The organism is Brevibacterium sp. 50QC2O2 (assembly GCF_024580675.1).
GTDB lineage: Bacteria > Actinomycetota > Actinomycetes > Actinomycetales > Brevibacteriaceae > Brevibacterium > Brevibacterium moorei.
This window is the reverse complement of record NZ_JANIJZ010000004.1, coordinates 191,884-208,736: the sequence shown is the minus strand read 5'-3', so window position 1 is coordinate 208,736 and position 16,853 is coordinate 191,884. Positions and strand designations below refer to the sequence as shown.

Sequence of the window (16,853 nt, the reverse complement as noted above, 5' to 3'; positions counted from 1 at the left end):
CAACGGAAGACTCGAGCACCTCCGAGGCTCCGCCCTCGGCTTCCGGAACCTGACCAACTACGTTGCACGCAGCCTCCTGGAAGCAGGGGGATTCAGACCCCAACTACACTCCCAAATCGGATGAGCCGTGATACTCCCCGTCTATGCTACGTCGATTGATTTCGCGTTGAATCGTCGACGCGGAACGCTTCAAGTCCCTCCCGATTGCTCTGAATGACCAGCCGGCACGATACAGGTCGGCTATCCATTCCCTCTCGGAATAGGACAGATAGCGCGGGTTCACGCTTTCAGGAAGGGGAAGGACACCGCTTGTGGGTTTCTGCACAAAAGGTATCTTCTCACGGGATTGGGACTTCCCCGTCCGGGGCGTGAAACGCCCGTCCGGGTAGAGAATTCCCGCGCCCAGGCGCCGGATTCCCTTATCCCATCTGTAAGCGGTCGAGTACACGATTCCCACCTGCCCGGCGGCTTGCGATCGGGAAACTCCTTCCGCGCGCAGGGTGAGGAAAGTGGCTTTCCTGGGGTCGTCGAGGCGGTGGGCGGTACGCCCTGATTCTTTGATCCAACGCCAAGCCGTGGTCGGGTCTATACCCGCCTCGCGAGCGGCGGGTCGCAGGGACCCGATCGCGTCGAAGACCTCGTAGAAGGCCTCCTTCATTACCTGTCGTTCTGCTCTGGTCGGCATCGTGGCCGTACCCCCATGTGGTGAGGGGTGTTGCAACGACCACGTGAACCCGCCAACAGCCCAATCCGAGACAGATGGCCCAATGATTCGGCGCGCTTGCGGTGTGCCGGTGCTCAGGCCTTCCAGAGTCCGTAGGAGTCGGCCAGGGAGGCGATCTTCTTGGCCCTGGTCAGACGCGGCAGGTAGGAGCCGTCGACGAATGCGGCGTCGCCTGCGGCCTCGGCCTCGCTGAGCAGTTCCTTGGCCCAGCGACGGTCGTCGGCGCTCGGTGCCAACCAGTTGTTGATCTCCTCGGCCTGCTCGGGGTTCAGGACGAGTTTGCCCGTCATACCCATCTTGATCGTCCACTGGCAGGCGGTCTCCACCGTCGCAGGTGCCGCACCCGCGGCGGACGGACCGTCGATCGCGCCGGGCAGTCCACCTACCCGGGTCGCAATGACCAGACGGGAGCGAGCGTAGGCAAGGGCGATGGGATCGTCGCCCACGCCGGTGTCCTTGCGGAAGTCGTTGGTGCCCAGAGCCAGGCGGAAGGTGCCGGGGGCCTCGGCGATGCGGGTGGCGTTCTCGATCCCCACCGCCGTTTCGATCAGGGCCAGGACCGGCATGCCGGCTCCGGCGCGCATAGCCGTGAGCGTCACCTGGTCGGGCTTCTCCGTATTGGGCAGCATCACCCCGCGCAGGCCGGGCAGGCCGTTGAGCGCGGCCAGGTCGTCCTCCCAGTAGTCAGAGGTCGAGGCGTTGATCCGGACCCAGCCGGACATCCCCTTCGACAGCGCATCGACGACGTTGTCACGGGCCTCGGACTTCAGCGTGTCGGGGACGGCGGCCTCCATATCGAAGATGATCGAGTCGGCTTCGGAGCGCTGCGCCGGTTCGAAGAGTTCCGGTTTGGCGGCGTTCGTCAGCAGCCAGGTGCGGGACAGCTTGGCCGGGAGTGCTGCGGCGCGGGAGTTGCGAATCGAATCAGGCATGGGCCCAGTCTAATAAACGATTGCCGAGGTGACAGCGGGTGGCCGTGCGGCCTCGGCGTGCGACACCGGTAGCTGTGGCGGGAGTCGATGTGCTGCGGCCCGGCTGGGCGCGTAGCTGCACTGCTTCGGGCCGTTCGACGGGTATTTCTGAAAAATGTGAAGACTTCGAACGTTCAAAGTTTTCAAGAACTGGTGATTTGAACGACATGGTTCGCTTTCCGATGTGAACCTTGGGAAATGCCTCCATAGATCTCCATTGTCATGCCGGCGCACGACGCCGCTGCCACGATTCACCGGACTCTCGCGGCGATCCAAGCCCAGAAAGAGCCTCCTGGGGGTTTTGAAGTCGTCATCGTCGATGATGGGAGTACAGATGGGACCGCTGCCATCCTCGATTCTGCAGCCCACACGGATGCTCGCCTTCGGGTAATACACCAATCGAACAGTGGATGGCCGGGCCGACCTCGGAATGTCGGGGTCGATGCGGCTCTGGGCGAGTATGTTCTCTTCGTCGACGATGATGATGTTCTGGCGCCGACGGCTCTGCGTGAAATGGGTACCGCGGCCAAACGATTCGACGCGGATGTCGTGGTGCCGCGGATGGGGACCGAAGGGGGCCGGGGAGTCGCGGCATTCAACAGACACTTGAAGCCGGGACCCGTGGAAGTGGCCGACGTGATTGCCTCGTTGTGCTGCCTGCGGATGATTCGACGTTCGCTCTTATTGGAGGGTGACATTCGCTTTGCCGAGGGTGCTGTTCGCCTGGAAGACGGGATCTTCATGTCCCAGGTCTATGCGCAGTCCGATCGCATCGTATTCGCCGGAGGCAAGCCTCTTTACATCGCGGTCAGGCATGAGGCTTCCGGCCATATCTCGTCGCGCCGAGCGGACCCGTTTGAATACATGAAGTCGGTTGTGTCGATCGGGCACAACCTCGTTGGGTCCTCGGACCGGGTCGAGGACCTGATCGGTGAACTTGTGCGGACCAAGATTCTGCGGCGTTTTGACAGCGTGCACTGGTTGCAGAGCAGCCCCGGGGACCAGCGCATGTGGGCGAAGGCGGCAGCAGCCTCCCTGGTGGCCCTTGGAGAATTGGTGAAGTGGGACTTCGGCGTTGCGGCCCCGGCGTGGTCACAACGGTTCACCCCACTGCAAGCTGAGCGCATTGTGGCCCTGGTGCAGGGGAACCGGCGACGCCTGGACCGGTTGGCCAAGCTCGAGCAGTTGATCAAGCCCGATTTCACAGTGCACAAGGTGTCTGCGGACGCAACCGGGTTGACTTTGCACGTGAGCGCTTCCATCGGGTTGTCCGGCGCCGACCCGGCCGCATCGAACCGGCGGAAGCTCGCGGCAGTTGCCCGTACCCTGCGCGCATTGGCCACCGGGTCCGGCACTTTGGGGGCCACGATGGGGTTGCGTTCTCTCCTCGGCAGGTCAACGGTACCCGGAGATGTGGCGGTCATCGTGCAGACCGATACTGCGCGCCCGGTCCATTCCGCGCGGTCGGTGGAGCGAAAAAAGTCTAGGCCGGGGACCCGGAAGGGCGATCCGGGCTTTGTCGTCAGGGTTCCTCTGGACCGGATCGCGGAGCAGGGTACGTGCACCTTGTTCATGTGCGCTCTGGACGAGATGCCTGTGGGAGCACCTGTTCTTGTGCGGCTTCCCGCTACCTACGAAGGGGAAGGCTGTGGTTGGCGGATCAAGGTGAAGAAGAGCGGGCGTGCTGTCCTGGCGCGCGTTGGAGAGTCGGTTGCGGCGTAGCCCTCGGCGGGCCAGTTCTAACGGCGCCTTGCTCACTTGCCACCATATGAGACATTGAGACGCATAATGAGACGCTGCTTCTAGACTTGCCCCATGAGCACTTTCAAGATCGCAGTGATGCCCGGAGACGGCATCGGACCGGAAGTCATCGCCGAGGGCCTCAAGGTCCTCAACCGCGCCATTGCGGCAGCCGGTGACGACACCACGCTGGACACCAAGCTGTTCGAGGCCTCGGCCAAGCGCTGGCACGAGACCGGCGAGACCCTGACCGATGCGGAACTCGAAGAGCTCAAGGGCTTCGATGCGATCTACTTCGGCGCCTGCGGTGATCCCACCACTCCGTCCGGTGTGTTGGAGCGCGGCATCATCCTCAAGATGCGCTTCGGCTTGGACCACGGGGTCAACCTGCGGCCCTCGAAGTTCTTCCCCGGCACCACCAGCCCGCTGGCCAACCCGGGCGAGATCGACTTCGTCGTCGTCCGCGAGGGCACCGAGGGCGCCTATGTGGGCCAGGGCGGTTCGATGCGCACCGACACCGTCCACGAAGTCGCCACCGAGGTGTCCGTGAACACCTGGTACGGCATCGAGCGGACAGTGCGCTTCGCCTTCGAACAGGCGAACAAGCGCCGCAAGAAGCTGACCTACCTGCACAAGCACAATGTCATGGTCCACGCCGGGCACCTGTGGCGCCGCGTTGTCGAATCCGTTGCCCCGGACTACCCGGACGTGGCCGTGAACTATCAGCACACGGACGCCGCCATGATCTACCTGGTGACCGACCCGGCCCAGTACGATGTGATCGTCACCGACAATCTGTTCGGCGACATCGTCACCGACCTGGCAGCCGCCGTCACCGGCGGAATCGGCCTGGCGGCCTCGGGCAACCTCAATGTGTCCGGAACCGGCCCCAGCCTGTTCGAACCCATCCACGGATCCGCGCCGGACATCGCGGGTCAGGGGATCGCGGACCCGACGGCAGCCATCCTGTCGGGCGCCCTCATGGCCGAGAACCTGGGCCTGGAGGTCGTCGCCAAGGCGATCCGCACCGCAGCCGAGGCCGACCTCGCCGAGCGCGGTACCGCGCAGCGCTCGACCAGCGAGATCGGCGATGCGATCGCCGCACGGATAGGCTGAGGCGATAAACTGAAGTACGCCATTCCGGCGTTCTGACCATCTCGTGAGAGAGAAAGCTGTTATGTCTAATTTTGAGGTGAACAAGAATCCTCAGCCCCGCCCCGCTGAAATCCGCGACCTGCTGCTGCAGAAGCCGGCGTTCGGCGTGGAATTCACCGACCACATGGCGCACATCCGCTACACGGACGAACAGGGCTGGCACGGCCGTGAGGTCGTTCCCTTCGGTCCGATCCCGTTGAATCCCGCCGCGGCGGTCCTGCACTACGCGCAGGAGATCTTCGAGGGCCTCAAGGCATACAAGCACGCAGACGGCACGATCTGGACCTTCCGTCCCGACCGCAACGCCGCCCGCATGAACAAGTCCGCCGTGCGCATGGCCCTGCCGGAGATGAGCGAAGAGGACTTCGTCGAGTCCCTCAAGGCCCTGGTCGCCCAGGACAAGGACTGGGTGCCCATGCCGAAGGACGAATCGGACGAGGTCAGCCTGTACCTGCGCCCGTTCACGTTCTCCGCGGAGTACTTCCTGGGCCTGCGTCCCACGGAGCAGGCGGACTACTACGTCATCGCCAGCCCCTCGGGCGCCTACTTCTCCGGCGGCGTGAAGCCGGTGGACATCTGGCTGTCCAATGAACTCAAGCGCACCGGCTCCGGTGGCACCGGCTTCGCGAAGACGGGCGGCAACTACGCCGCCTCCACCCGCGCGATGATCGAGGCCAAGGAACAGGGCTGCGCCCAGGTGATGTTCACCGACGCCGCGGAATCGAAGTACCTGGAGGAACTGGGCGGCATGAACCTCATGCTGGTCACCTCCGATGACAAGCTCGTCACCCCGCCGGTGTCCGATACGATCCTCGACGGCGTGACCCGCCGCTCGCTGCTGGACCTGGCTCCGCGCCTGGGCCTGACCCCGGAGGAGCGCCTCATCACCGTCGACGAATGGCGCGAGCGCGCCGCCGCCGGCGAGATCGTCGAGGCCTTCGCCTGTGGCACCGCCGCCGTCATCACCCCGATCGGCGCGCTGAAGTCCACCGACTTCACCGTCGAGATGGGCAGTGAGCCCGGCGAGAAGACCATGGCGCTGCGCAAGACCCTGCTGGACATCCAGTACGGCCGCGCCGAGGCCCCCGAGGGCTGGATGGTCCAGCTCGCCTGAGCCACCACCGGCCCCACCCGTCCACTACTTGACGAAATGTCGAATTTCCGGCGCAATCGCCGATTTTTCGACATTTCGTCAAGTAGTGGACGCTTTCGTATATGGACATAGACGAGGAGAAGAACAGTGACCGACGATCCGTTCCTGTGGCTTGAGGACATCCACGGCAAGGACGCCCTGGACTGGGTGCAGGGGCAGAACACCCGCACCCGCGCGGACTTCTGCGATGCCGACTTCGACGCGACCGCCGCGGCCATCCACACCGCTCTGGACTCCGAGGACCGGATTCCCGGGGTGTCCAAGATCGGGGACCACTACTACAACTTCTGGCGCGATGCGGCGCATCCGCGTGGGATCTGGCGGCGCACCACCTGGGACGAATATTTGAGCGATTCCCCGGACTGGGAGGTCCTGCTCGACGTCGACGCCCTGGCCGCAGCCGACGGGATCGACTGGGTGTTCCACGGCTCCCGCCTGCGCCGGCCCGATTACGACCGGGCGCTGATCTTCTTGAGCCCCGACGGCGGGGACGCGCACACGATCCGCGAATTCGACCTGGGGACCGGCGAATTCCTCGCCCCCGAGGACGGCGGCTTCGTGCTGCCGACGGCCAAGGCCCAGGCAAGCTGGCTGACACCTGACAAACTGCTGGTGGCCACCGACTTCGGCCCCGGCTCCATGACCGAATCGTCCTATCCGGCATCGGCGCGGGTGCTGCAGCGCGGCCAGGACCCGGCACTGGCGCGCGAGGTGGCGGCCGTGCCGCTGGACGAACTGGAGATCTCCATCGCCGTGGACCACACCCGCGGTTTCGAGCGGGTGTTCGTCGTCGAGGTCCTGGACTTCTTCAACACCCGCCTGAAGTTCGTGCCCCTGCCGGACTTCCTCGCAGCACTCGACGCGCCCGAAGCCCCCGCCGGCGGGGCGAACGACCCCTCCGGCCGCCCCGACGTCCCGTGGACCACCATCGACGTGCCCACCGACGTATCCGTCGACGTCGACCGCGAACTGCTCCTGCTGCGTCCGCGCACCGACTGGGGCGAGGTACCGGCCGGCGGATTGGCAGTGGCCGAACTCGCGGCCTTCACCGCGGGCGATACCTCGGTGCGGATCCTCTTCACCCCGGACGAGCACACCAGCCTGCAGGGTTGGTCGATCACCCGCAATTACATGCTGTTGGGCCTGCTGCGCGATGTGCAGTCCGTCGTGCGCGTGGTCGACCTGGGCCACGGCTTCACCACCCGCGATCTGCCTGGCGTGCCCGCCAATCACACGGTGTCCGTCGCCGCGGTAGATCCCGACGATGAGCACCATGAGTCGGCCGACGACTTCTGGCTGACCGTCTCCGGTTTCCTCACCCCCACCACGCTCATGCGCGGGACGATCCTGGATGTGCCGGCCGGTCCCCATGAGCCGGCCACTGCGCAGTCCCTGGCCCCGGAGCCCAGTCCACAGGTGCGTGCGGCGGCGCGCATCAGGGGGACCTCGGCCACGGAGCCCGTACGGATCAAGAATGGGCCCGAACTGTTCGATGCGACGGGTTTCGCCGTCACCCAGCACTTCGCCACGAGCGCCGACGGCACCCGTGTGCCCTACTTCCAGGTGGCACCGGCGGACATGGAACTCGACGGCCTCAACCCCGTCTACCAGGACGGCTACGGCGGCTTCGAGCTCTCCCGCCTGCCCGGCTACGCGCCCACCATCGGCCTGGGCTGGCTGACCCGGACGACCGGGCCCAACCCCGGCCGGGCCGAGGCGACGGGGCCGGCTCCGGCAACCGGCGCCTCGGCCGCGGGGACTGATCCGGTCGGAACCGGGGCCGGTGGCACCCTGCCGACCGGTCGGCGCGGCGTCTACGTGGTCGCCAACATTCGCGGCGGCGGCGAATACGGCCCCACCTGGCACACCGCGGCGCTGCGCGAGAACCGGCACCGCGCCTATGAGGACTACGCCGCGGTGGCCCGCGACCTGGTCGACCGTGGCGTGACGACCCCCTCACATCTGGCCTGTGCGGGCGGCTCCAATGGTGGCCTGTTGGTGGGCAATATGCTCACGCAGTACCCCGAGCTTTTCGGGGCGATCAGCTGTGGGGTGCCGCTGCTGGACATGCGCCGCTATACGAAGCTGTCCGCCGGTGCCTCCTGGATCGCCGAATACGGTGATCCGGACACGGACGACTGGGACTTCATCAAGACCTTCTCGCCGTACCAGCTGATCGACTCCCAGCGGCGCGCGGCACAGGACTATCCGCCTGTGCTGTTCTGGACTGCCACCTCGGACGACCGGGTGGGCCCGGTGCAGGCGCGCAAGATGGCGGCGAAGATGGAGGACTGGGAGGAGGTCGCGGATCGGGTCTGGTTCTTCGAGGACACCGCCGGTGGCCATTCCGCAGCCGCGGACAACCGCCAGGCCGCCGAGACCCGCGCGCTGACCTATCGCTTCCTCTGGCGGCAGCTGACCAGGGAGTAGCCGGGTCATCGGCGCCAGGGTACGCGTTAGGCTGGGCTTATGAGCTCAGAGAATCGTGACTTCCATTCCGAACGCAAGGTCCCCGGCGGCAAGCTGATCGTCCTGGACGGCACCCTCACCGACGGGGTGCTGAGTGCACTCCAGCTCTCCGGGGACTTCTTCATCGAACCGGAAGAGGGCTACTTCGCGATCGCCCCGGCGCTGCTCGGCGTGGCCACCACCGACGACCGCGCCCAGATCATCGAGCGCATCGACCGGGCCCTGGCCGGGGCCGCCCGTGAGGCGGGCATGTCGGCACCCGCCCTGCACGGCTTCTCCGCCGCGGACGTGGCCTGGGCGCTCAAGCGGGGGATGGCGGGCGCCACGGAGTTCTACGATCACGACTGGGATTTCATCCACGACGTGGTCCGCCCCACCCGCCACAATGTGGCCCTGGACCAGGTACTGCTCGAAGAGGTCGCGGCCGGCCGCCGCAACCCCACCGTGCGGTTCTGGGAGTGGGAGGACACCGCCACCGTGATCGGGGCGTTCCAGTCCTATGTCAACGAGGTCGATCAGGCCGGCGTGGACAAGTACGGCGTCGAGGTGGTCCGGCGGATCTCCGGCGGCGGCGCCATGTTCATGGAGGGCGGGAACTGCGTGACCTTCTCCATGTACGCCCCTGGATCCCTGGTCGCGGGTCTTGACTACGAGGAGAGCTACAAGTATCTGGACACCTGGGTGCTGCAGGGGCTGCGGGACCTGGGGGTGAACGCCTTCTACGTGCCGATCAACGACATCTCCTCCGACCACGGCAAGATCGGAGGGGCCGCGCAGCGGCGTCTGACCGACGGGCCGCTGCTCCATCACGACACGATGAGCTATGACATCGACGCGGACAAGATGTCCGAGGTGCTGCGCGTGGGCAAGGCGAAGCTCTCCGATAAGGGGATTCGCTCGGCCAAGAAGCGGGTCGACCCGCTGCGTCGTCAGACCGGTGTGCCCCGTCAGGAGGTCATCGCCGCGATGCAGCGGGCCTTCATCGGCCTGACGAACGCCCGGATCGGCGAGGTCACCCAGGCGGAACTGGACCGGGCTCTGGAACTGGTGGAGACGAAGTTCGGCACCGAGGCCTGGACCCACCGGGTGCCCTGAGCCGACCCCGCCCCTCCTCCAGACGGAGGAGGGGAAAACCCCACCCGGGCACGGGTGCGCACCGCATTCCGTAGGAGCCCTCGGATTCCTAGGGTGGAGGGTATGGATCTCAGACAGCCCGCACCCGCTCCCACCGGCCGGGATGACTCGCCCACCGCCAGGCTCGACGGTCTGGATGCGATCCGCGGGTTCGCCCTCGTGGGGATCCTGCTGGTCAACATCGGTCCGCTGCTGCACCTGCCCGTCATCGACACCTCGGGCACAGTCCTGCCCGCCTACGGCTGGCTCCAGGACTTCGTGCAGAACCGGTTCTTCCCCATCTTCAGCCTGCTGTTCGGGGTGGGCTTCGGCATAATGTGGCGCCGCGGCTACACGGGGGCGCAGTTGCTGCGACGGATGCTCTTCCTGGCGGTGTTGGGCTCTGTCCACCAGCTGTTCCAACCCGGCGAGGCCCTGCTGCCCTACGCCCTGGACGGCCTGGTCCTGCTGGTGCCGATCAGCCGGCTGCCGCGGGCCACCGCCAGGGCGCGCACCTGGACGGATGGCTGTCTGGGGCTGGCCGGGATGTTCCTCCTGGTCGCCGGGGTGTTCCTCGGCGGGGGACTGGCACTGATTCCCGGGCTGTTCCTGCTGGGCGCCCTGGCCGGGGTGCGCGGCCTGGCCCAGCGCATCGAGGCGTGCCCGCGGGCCGGCTGGACGGCCGGCAGTACTGCGATCGTCGGCGCCTCGTTGACCCTGTTGGTCTTCGCCCAGACCACCGCGCTGGAACGCCTGGCCGACACGCGCCTGTCCGCGGGCCTGGGCCTGCTCATGGCCGCCACCTATGTCGCGGCCTTCATCTTCCTGCTCTCCACCCCGGTCCGCCGCCCGCTGGTGGCGGTTTTCGCTCCGCTGGGCCGGATGGCGTGCACGAACTATCTCAGCGCGACCCTGTTGATCCTGCTCTTCTCCCTGGCCTTCACCGGCGAGTTCGGCATCGGTGCAAGCTCGGCGGGCCGGCCGGCCGAGCAGATGTCCGCCGCTGCCGGTACCGTTGCCTGGCGGGTGGCGCTGCTGTTCGCCGGCGTGGTCTTCCTGGCCCAGTGGGCCTGGTCGACCGCCTGGCTCCGCCGCTTCCGGATGGGACCGGTGGAGTACCTGTGGCGCTGGTGCACCGGCTGGCGCCGGCCGCAGCTGCGGCGCACGACCTCCACCGCCGCCGAGGTCCCCGCCGGCCGGGCGGGTATCTCGGCCGCAGTACCGGTGACGGGTTCCACCAGCTGAACCCGGCTGTCTCCGCACGGATGCGTCCTACTATGCTTGTCAGGTCCGCACCCGTCTTCCAAGGAGCTTCCGTGCGCCAGGTCGAACCGTCCGTCGAACTCATCGCCCAACCCCAGCTGGACTGGGACGCGGTCAACGCATATCTGGGTGAGGTCTCCGGTTCCAGCTGGTCCGACCGGGTCGCCGAACAGGACAGCCCCGATGCCGAGGACCTGGTCGAGTTCGCCGGACGCATGTGCTACCGCTCGTGGGAGCCCGGACTGAACAAGAACGTCTCGCGCGTGCGCACGGATTCGACCGCTTACCTGGGCAATGTGATTGGCAGCCAGCACGGCTCCGTCCTCGAACATGCGAACTTCACCTTCATCTTCCACAACGTCTCGCGGGTTTTCACGCATGAGCTGATCCGCCACCGTGCCGGCTCCGCGTTCAGCCAGGAGTCCCTGCGCTATGTGCGCCTCGACGACATCCCCCTGTGGTTCCCGGAATGGGCGCGTCAGGACCCGGAGCTGATGGAGCGCTCACTTAAGCTGCTCGATCAGATGGAGGAGCACCAGAAGTGGATGGCCGAACACTTCGGACTCGACTCAGAGGGCCAGAAGTTCTCACACAAGAAGCACATGACGTCCTTTATGCGCCGGTTCGCCCCGGAGGGCCTGGCCACCGGGATCGTGTGGACTGCGAACCTGCGGACCCTGCGACACGTCATCGAGATGCGCACGGCCAAGGGCGCTGAAGAGGAGATCCGGCTGGTCTTCGACCGGGTGGCGCGTATCATGCGTGAGCAGGCGCCGGCGATCTTCGCCGATTACACCGTCACCGAGGACGGGGAGTGGATCCCGGGGACCCGCAAGGCCTGATCCAGAAGAGCACCAGCACGATTCGATCACCGGGGGCCGTGAGCGGGGCCCACGCCCCGGGATACCGCAACGCAAAGGAGCACGCAGTGGCAATCATCCATCAGGCCGAACTCCAGCCGGGCAAACTCGAACTCATCGCCGAGTGGCTGCCCTACCAGCCGTGGGCGCAGTTGGGCGAGGACACCTCGTTGGTCAAGGTCGGCAGCTATCGTTTCGACGATCCTGCAGGTGAGGTGGGCGCCGAGGTTCTGCTGGTCCGCATGGTCCCCAACGGGTGGCGCGCCGTGCTGGCCGAGGCAGCCGGTGAGGAGTCCCTGCCGTTGCTGCAGATCCCGCTGTCCTACCGGGATGCGCCCCTGGACGGGGCGGAGAATTCCCTGCTCGGCACCATGCAGCACTCCGTGCTGGGCAAGCGCTGGGTCTACGACGGTGCCGCCGATCCGGTTTTCGTCGCCGAGGCCGTGCGCGCCATCGTGGAAAGCGGTGAGTCAGTGCCCTTCATGGTCGAAACGGAGACCGGCCCGCAGGAGACGACCCAGGAGGTCGTGCGCGCCTGGGGGACGGGGGCACCCGAGCCCTATGGTCCCGAACTGCGGGGGCCAGCGGCCGATGCCGAAGCCCGCGGCCTGCCCGTGGTCCAAGAGCTCGAGGGCCTGTCGATCAGCCGGCTGGGCGATTACACGCTGGCACTCGAACGCAGTCCGGGCGGTTCCCGCGGCACCGCCCTGGACACGCCGGCAGGCCAGCTGCTGGTCCAGCTGCCGGTGGTCCAGGGCAAGCCCGCCCGGACGGTCGTCGCGGCCCGTCTGATCGACTGAGCGGTTTCACCCGGCGGGGAGTCCGTGGTGCACCCGCCGTACGGTCGTATCACTATGCGGACGTAGGTGTGGACTGTGTGCAGGGGCGACTAGTCTGAGGTGTTCGTCAATCCCCGACGGTGGAGGGTGAGTCCATCCACCGTCAGACCCGCAGCACGACCCCGTAGACACACCCCAAGGAGCACACGCCACCATGAGCAGTAGTACCGCCACGTCCACCGGCGGCCAAACGCACACCGGCACCGGATCGACCACCGGTCGCATCCTGACCTATGCGGGTGCGATCCTCGCATTCCTCATCGGTTCGGGCTTCGCCACCGGCCAGGAGATCTTCCAGTACTTCACCGCCTATGGTCGCTGGGGCGTCTTCGGTTCCGGTCTGCTGGTCATGGTGCTGTTCGTCTTCATCATGGTCGAACTGTTCACCACCGGTCAGCGGGAGCGGTTCGAGCGCCCCGGCAAGATCTTCCACTACTACGGCGGCCGCGCCCTGGGCACGTTCTTCGACTACTTCACGATCGTATTCATCTTCCTGATCTTCACCGTCATGATCGCAGGCGCCGCGGCGACCGCGAACGAACAGTACGGCGTCTCGCCCTGGGTAGGCGGTGTGGGCATGACCCTGCTGGTCATCGTCACCGCCTGGTTCGGCCTCAACCGGCTGGTCGACATCATCGGCAAGATCGGACCGCTCATCGTCATCGTCGCGATCATCCTGGGCATCGTCGGGATCATCCAGAACCCCGGCGGGATCAAGGAATCGGACACCCTGCTGCCGACTCTGGAGGTCAAGGCGGCGGCCTCGAACTGGTTCATGGCCGGCTTCAGCTACGTGGGCTACAACATGTTGGCCACCGTGCCCTTCCTGGCTGCCCTGGGCAAGACCGCGAAGGTGCGCAAGGAGGCCGTCTGGGGCGGTGCCCTCGGCGGGTTCTTCTTCGCCGCGACCTGCATCGTCGTGGGACTGGGCCTGCTGGCGAACCTGGCCCAGACCTGGGATGCGCAGATCCCCATGCTGGTCCTGGCCCGGCAGCTGAGCCCGGCGATCGCCGCGATCATCTCCGTGATGATCCTCGCCGGCATCTACACGACCGCCGTGCCGATGCTGTGGACCGTCAGCTCCAGGTTCACCACCGACGGCACAGGCTCGTTCAAGATCACGACCATCGTGCTGGCGATCGTGGGCATGTTCATCGGCATGTCCTTCGACTTCTCCACGCTGGTCAACATCGTCTACCAGCTCAACGGCTACGTCGGCATGCTGCTGTTGGCGCTCATGATCATCCGCGTCATCGTCCGTCTGGTCCGCAGGGAGCACCTGAAGCACCAGGCTTCCTGAGTCACCCGGGACTCAACCCGAATGAGCAGGCGCTTTGGTCTGATTCTCTTGCGAGAACCAGACCAAAGCGCCTGCTCATTGTGTGTCCGGGGTGCGTTCGGGGCCGGGGCCCTCGGTTCAGGGACGGATGATCGTGATGCCAGGGGTCGAACCGTTGCTCAATTCGACGACCTCGGTGCAGGCCCGTTCCAGATCGATCGTGCGGGTCACCAGGTCCTGGGGCCGCAGCCGGCCGGATTCGACCAGGGCCATGAGCTCGGGGTAGCCCGCAGCGGCGATCCCGTGGGAGCCGAAGAACGCGATCTCCTTGCCGATGACCTGCGGGACCTCGGTCACGGGGGATTCGGCGAGCAGCCCGATCTGCACGTGCCGGCCCAGCGGGGCCAGGGACTTCAGCGCCGCGTTCATTGTGGCCGGCAGGCCCAGCGCCTCGACGGTCACGGCCGGGCCCGAGGTCGTGCCCACCCCGGTCAGCCCGTTCGCCGCAGCCACGTCCCCGGCGGCGGCTGCCACGGCCGCGGCGGCCTCGTCGACGGACATGCCGCGGGTGTTGACCACGGCCTCGGCGCCGTGTTCGCGGGCCAGCGCCAGTGCGTCATCGCTGATGTCCACGCCGATCACGTGGGCGTCCAGGGCCGCGGCGATCATCACCGCGGACAGTCCCACGCCGCCGCAGCCGAAGACGGCGACGATCTCGCCGGCTCGCAGCCGGGCGCGGTTCTTCAGTCCGTGGTAGCTGGTGGCGAAGCGGCAGCCCAGGGGCACCGCGGCCTCCGCCGGCAGGGTTTCGGGCACGGCGACGAGGTTCGCGTCGGCCGCGTGCAGGGCCACCTGCTGGGCCCAGGAGCCGAAGTGGGTGAAACCGGGCTGGGTCTGGGTGGGGCAGACCTGGGCGTTGCCGCCCAGGCACAGCTCGCACCGGCCGCAGCCGCAGACGAAGGGCGTGGTGACGCGCTGGCCCACGGACCAGTTCTTCACCTCGGGCCCGACCGCGGCGATCCGGCCGACCATCTCGTGGCCGGGCACGTGCGGGAAGTGCACGGTGTCGTCGTGGCCTGACCAGGCGTGCCAGTCCGAGCGGCACAGCCCGGTCGCCTCGACGTCGAGGATGACGCCGTCGGCGGGCAGGGCGGGGGAGGGGATGTCCTCGACGGTCGGCGTGGCGCCGGCGGAGGTGATGTATACGGCTCGCATGCCTCCGAGTCTATGTGGCGTGACGCGGTCGGGCCCTGCGCGTTTCGCATTCTGTCACGGCAGGGCGTCGGCCCGGTTCACCACCGGGCGCCGGGTGTCGACGAGGCGCGGCGGGCGGCAGCGCCGACGGCCTGCTGGATCGCGTCGAGGGTGGGCGATGACATGGCCCACTGCTGCCAGTACAGGCGGACGTCGACCGGTTCGGTGCCCGGCACGGGGACCAGTCCTGCGGCCCCGGGGACCAGTGCGCGCAGCTCGCGCGAGACCATGGTCCAACCCAATTGCCTGGCGCATGCCAGCACCATCTGGCGCGATTCCGGCAGGAAGTGGGTCGGCGGATTGGTCCCGGGGCCCACGGTCTGGGCGATTAGATCCACGGGCATCCGGTCGTCATCGTCATAGCGCAGCAGGGGCGCCCGGCCGACTGCGCGCCTGTCCATTCCGGACGGGAAATAGCGTCGGATGAACTGTGGGTGTGCCACCGCCCAATAGCGCCAGGTGCCCAGCTCGGTCACGCTGATACCCGGGGCGGGTTCCGGGCTGGCGCTCACGGCTGCCATTGCGGTGCCGTCGCGCACCAGGGTGGCCGCGCGCGATTCGTCCTCGCGGATGATGCTCAGCAGCAGTTTGTGTTCGCCTGCCACGCCCTCCAGCGCGGTGGTGATCCAGGTGGCCAGGGCGTCGGCGGTGACGACCAGGGTGACGCGGGTGAAGTCGCGCACCCGGGTGCGTCGGTCCAGCGCTTCCTGGGCATCGTGCATCGCGACCTGGTATTGCCTGGCCAGCCGGTAGATGATCCTGCCCACCTGTGTCGGCTCGACCGGCTTGGTGCGCACCAGGAGCACGGTTCCCGCCTGGGTCTCCAGCGCCTTGAGCCGCTGGGACACGGCGGAGGCGGTGACGCCCAAACGGTGTGCGGCGGCCTCGATCGTGCCCAGGTCGACGATCGTGGCGAAGGTCCGCAGGGCAGCGGTCGACAGGTCGTTGAGAGTGGCCATATGAGATCCCCCACTGATTCTGTGTGCTGACTCCGGTATTGGTTGTGTTATCCCAGGTCAGAAGGCTGTGTGATCCTTGATGATAAGAATATCTTAGGGAGGGAAAGAATTCGTTGCTTTGCTTCATTCGGGTGGCGGCCTAGCGTGGTATCCGTTGGGCCGGGCATCCCCGGTTCCCCTCGTCTTCTCGTTGGGAGGTAGTGGTCATGAGCGTCGCCCTGACCGGATTCTTCGCTGGTATCGCACTGTTCGCCGCCGTCGGCGCGCAGACGATGTTCCTCATCAAGCACGGCGCATCGGGCGCGCACATGCTGCCGCTGCTCATCGTCGGATTCCTCTCCGACATCCTGTTGACGATCGTCGGCGTGGCCGGGATGGGCCGCCTGGTCACGGCCTTCCCCTCCGTGCTCACGGTCATGACGCTGATCGGCGTGGCCTTCCTGGTCTGCTACGGCGGCCTGAATGTCTGGCACTTCTTCCGGCCCCGCTCCGCAGACCCCGCGGCCCACACCGAGCGCGAGGTCGTGCTCGCCGCGGCTGCACCGGCGACCGCCCCTGTGGGGGCAGCAGCCCGAGCAGTGGCGCCTGTGTTCGCCGAACCGGTCACTGCTGCATCCGGGACCGGGGAGGGCACATCCGGTGCGGCGCCCGCGACCGGGCTCGACGGGGACCTCGGCGGCGTGCCCGAGGACCGAGCGAAGGCCGGACACGCTCATGCCGGCCAGGCGAATCCCGCGCAGACCGGCCGCCATGCGATGCTCACCGCGATTGTGACCCTGCTGGCCTTCACCTGGCTCAACCCGCAGGCGATCCTCGACGTGGTCGTCATTCTGGGTTCGATGTCGGCGAACTACGGCGAGCAGCGGTGGATTTTCGCCCTCGGGGTGCTGGGGGCCTCGGCCGCCTGGTTCACCGTTCTGGGGTTCGCGGCCAAACTCCTGGGTCGCCTGTTCGCCCGCAGGCCGGGCGCCCTGCGCTGGATGGACCTGGGATCCGGCGTCATCATGATCTGCCTGGCCGTCGGTCTGCTGCGCCACCTGGCCTGAGCCCGGGGCCGCCTCAGGTCCAAAGACT

14 protein-coding genes are annotated in these 16,853 nt (G+C 66.8%); 10 read left to right on the top strand and 4 right to left on the bottom strand.

Features of this window, described 5'->3' with window-relative positions:
- Window positions 1-103: 103 nt before the first annotated feature.
- A complete protein-coding gene (locus NQ038_RS05505) occupies window positions 104-658 on the bottom strand; it encodes a helix-turn-helix domain-containing protein (protein ID WP_257061976.1) in 555 nt (184 codons plus the stop codon).
- Window positions 659-798: 140 nt separating this feature from the next.
- Window positions 799-1,656 (bottom strand): CoA ester lyase, encoded by an 858-nt coding sequence (locus tag NQ038_RS05500; protein ID WP_257049911.1) that lies wholly within the window; start codon window positions 1,654-1,656, stop codon window positions 799-801.
- A gap of 261 nt (window positions 1,657-1,917) precedes the next feature.
- On the opposite strand from NQ038_RS05500, the gene NQ038_RS05495 reads away from it, so the two are divergent.
- The 9 genes from NQ038_RS05495 to NQ038_RS05455 all read left to right on the top strand — a co-directional run bounded on the left by NQ038_RS05495 (window position 1,918) and on the right by NQ038_RS05455 (window position 13,587).
- Window positions 1,918-3,417: a glycosyltransferase family A protein gene (locus NQ038_RS05495; protein WP_257061975.1), complete on the top strand. Its 1,500-nt coding sequence runs from the start codon at window positions 1,918-1,920 to the stop codon at window positions 3,415-3,417.
- Between the two features lie 93 nt (window positions 3,418-3,510).
- Complete coding sequence (locus NQ038_RS05490; protein WP_257049913.1) at window positions 3,511-4,551, top strand: 3-isopropylmalate dehydrogenase; 1,041 nt, start codon at window positions 3,511-3,513, stop codon at window positions 4,549-4,551.
- 61 nt (window positions 4,552-4,612) lie between these two features.
- A complete protein-coding gene (locus tag NQ038_RS05485) occupies window positions 4,613-5,704 on the top strand; it encodes a branched-chain amino acid aminotransferase (protein ID WP_257061974.1) in 1,092 nt (363 codons plus the stop codon).
- A gap of 126 nt (window positions 5,705-5,830) precedes the next feature.
- Window positions 5,831-8,173 carry a prolyl oligopeptidase family serine peptidase gene (locus tag NQ038_RS05480; protein ID WP_257061973.1) on the top strand — a complete coding sequence of 781 codons (2,343 nt, stop codon included), beginning with the start codon at window positions 5,831-5,833 and terminating at the stop codon, window positions 8,171-8,173.
- A 39-nt stretch (window positions 8,174-8,212) separates the two neighbouring features.
- Entirely contained in the window at window positions 8,213-9,307 is a 1,095-nt protein-coding gene (locus tag NQ038_RS05475) for a biotin/lipoate A/B protein ligase family protein (RefSeq protein WP_257049916.1), read from the top strand.
- Window positions 9,308-9,409: 102 nt separating this feature from the next.
- A complete protein-coding gene (locus NQ038_RS05470; protein WP_257061971.1) occupies window positions 9,410-10,570 on the top strand; it encodes a DUF418 domain-containing protein in 1,161 nt (386 codons plus the stop codon).
- Between the two features lie 71 nt (window positions 10,571-10,641).
- On the top strand, window positions 10,642-11,430 hold the full coding sequence (gene thyX, locus NQ038_RS05465; RefSeq protein WP_257061970.1) for an FAD-dependent thymidylate synthase: 789 nt from the start codon (window positions 10,642-10,644) through the stop codon (window positions 11,428-11,430).
- Window positions 11,431-11,516: 86 nt separating this feature from the next.
- A complete protein-coding gene (locus NQ038_RS05460; RefSeq protein ID WP_257057710.1) occupies window positions 11,517-12,248 on the top strand; it encodes a hypothetical protein in 732 nt (243 codons plus the stop codon).
- Window positions 12,249-12,441: 193 nt separating this feature from the next.
- Window positions 12,442-13,587 (top strand): hypothetical protein, encoded by a 1,146-nt coding sequence (locus NQ038_RS05455; RefSeq protein WP_257049920.1) that lies wholly within the window; start codon window positions 12,442-12,444, stop codon window positions 13,585-13,587.
- 117 nt (window positions 13,588-13,704) lie between these two features.
- Here NQ038_RS05455 and NQ038_RS05450 read toward each other — a convergent pair whose 3' ends face one another.
- Both NQ038_RS05450 and NQ038_RS05445 read right to left on the bottom strand, forming a co-directional pair.
- A complete protein-coding gene (locus NQ038_RS05450) occupies window positions 13,705-14,781 on the bottom strand; it encodes an alcohol dehydrogenase catalytic domain-containing protein (RefSeq protein WP_257057706.1) in 1,077 nt (358 codons plus the stop codon).
- A 77-nt stretch (window positions 14,782-14,858) separates the two neighbouring features.
- Window positions 14,859-15,779, bottom strand: coding sequence for an ArgP/LysG family DNA-binding transcriptional regulator (locus tag NQ038_RS05445; protein ID WP_257061969.1), 921 nt, complete (start codon window positions 15,777-15,779; stop codon window positions 14,859-14,861).
- Window positions 15,780-15,985: 206 nt separating this feature from the next.
- On the opposite strand from NQ038_RS05445, the gene NQ038_RS05440 reads away from it, so the two are divergent.
- Window positions 15,986-16,825, top strand: coding sequence for a LysE/ArgO family amino acid transporter (locus tag NQ038_RS05440; protein ID WP_257061968.1), 840 nt, complete (start codon window positions 15,986-15,988; stop codon window positions 16,823-16,825).
- Window positions 16,826-16,853 lie beyond the last annotated feature (28 nt).

Coding starts and splice junctions, on each gene's coding strand:
- NQ038_RS05505 (WP_257061976.1), bottom strand. CDS start 658: ATGAAGGAGGCCTTCTACGAGGTCTTCGACGCGATCGGGTCCCTGCGA.
- NQ038_RS05500 (WP_257049911.1), bottom strand. CDS start 1,656: ATGCCTGATTCGATTCGCAACTCCCGCGCCGCAGCACTCCCGGCCAAG.
- NQ038_RS05495 (WP_257061975.1), top strand. CDS start 1,918: ATGCCGGCGCACGACGCCGCTGCCACGATTCACCGGACTCTCGCGGCG.
- NQ038_RS05490 (WP_257049913.1), top strand. CDS start 3,511: ATGAGCACTTTCAAGATCGCAGTGATGCCCGGAGACGGCATCGGACCG.
- NQ038_RS05485 (WP_257061974.1), top strand. CDS start 4,613: ATGTCTAATTTTGAGGTGAACAAGAATCCTCAGCCCCGCCCCGCTGAA.
- NQ038_RS05475 (WP_257049916.1), top strand. CDS start 8,213: ATGAGCTCAGAGAATCGTGACTTCCATTCCGAACGCAAGGTCCCCGGC.
- NQ038_RS05470 (WP_257061971.1), top strand. CDS start 9,410: ATGGATCTCAGACAGCCCGCACCCGCTCCCACCGGCCGGGATGACTCG.
- NQ038_RS05455 (WP_257049920.1), top strand. CDS start 12,442: ATGAGCAGTAGTACCGCCACGTCCACCGGCGGCCAAACGCACACCGGC.
- NQ038_RS05450 (WP_257057706.1), bottom strand. CDS start 14,781: ATGCGAGCCGTATACATCACCTCCGCCGGCGCCACGCCGACCGTCGAG.
- NQ038_RS05445 (WP_257061969.1), bottom strand. CDS start 15,779: ATGGCCACTCTCAACGACCTGTCGACCGCTGCCCTGCGGACCTTCGCC.
- NQ038_RS05440 (WP_257061968.1), top strand. CDS start 15,986: ATGAGCGTCGCCCTGACCGGATTCTTCGCTGGTATCGCACTGTTCGCC.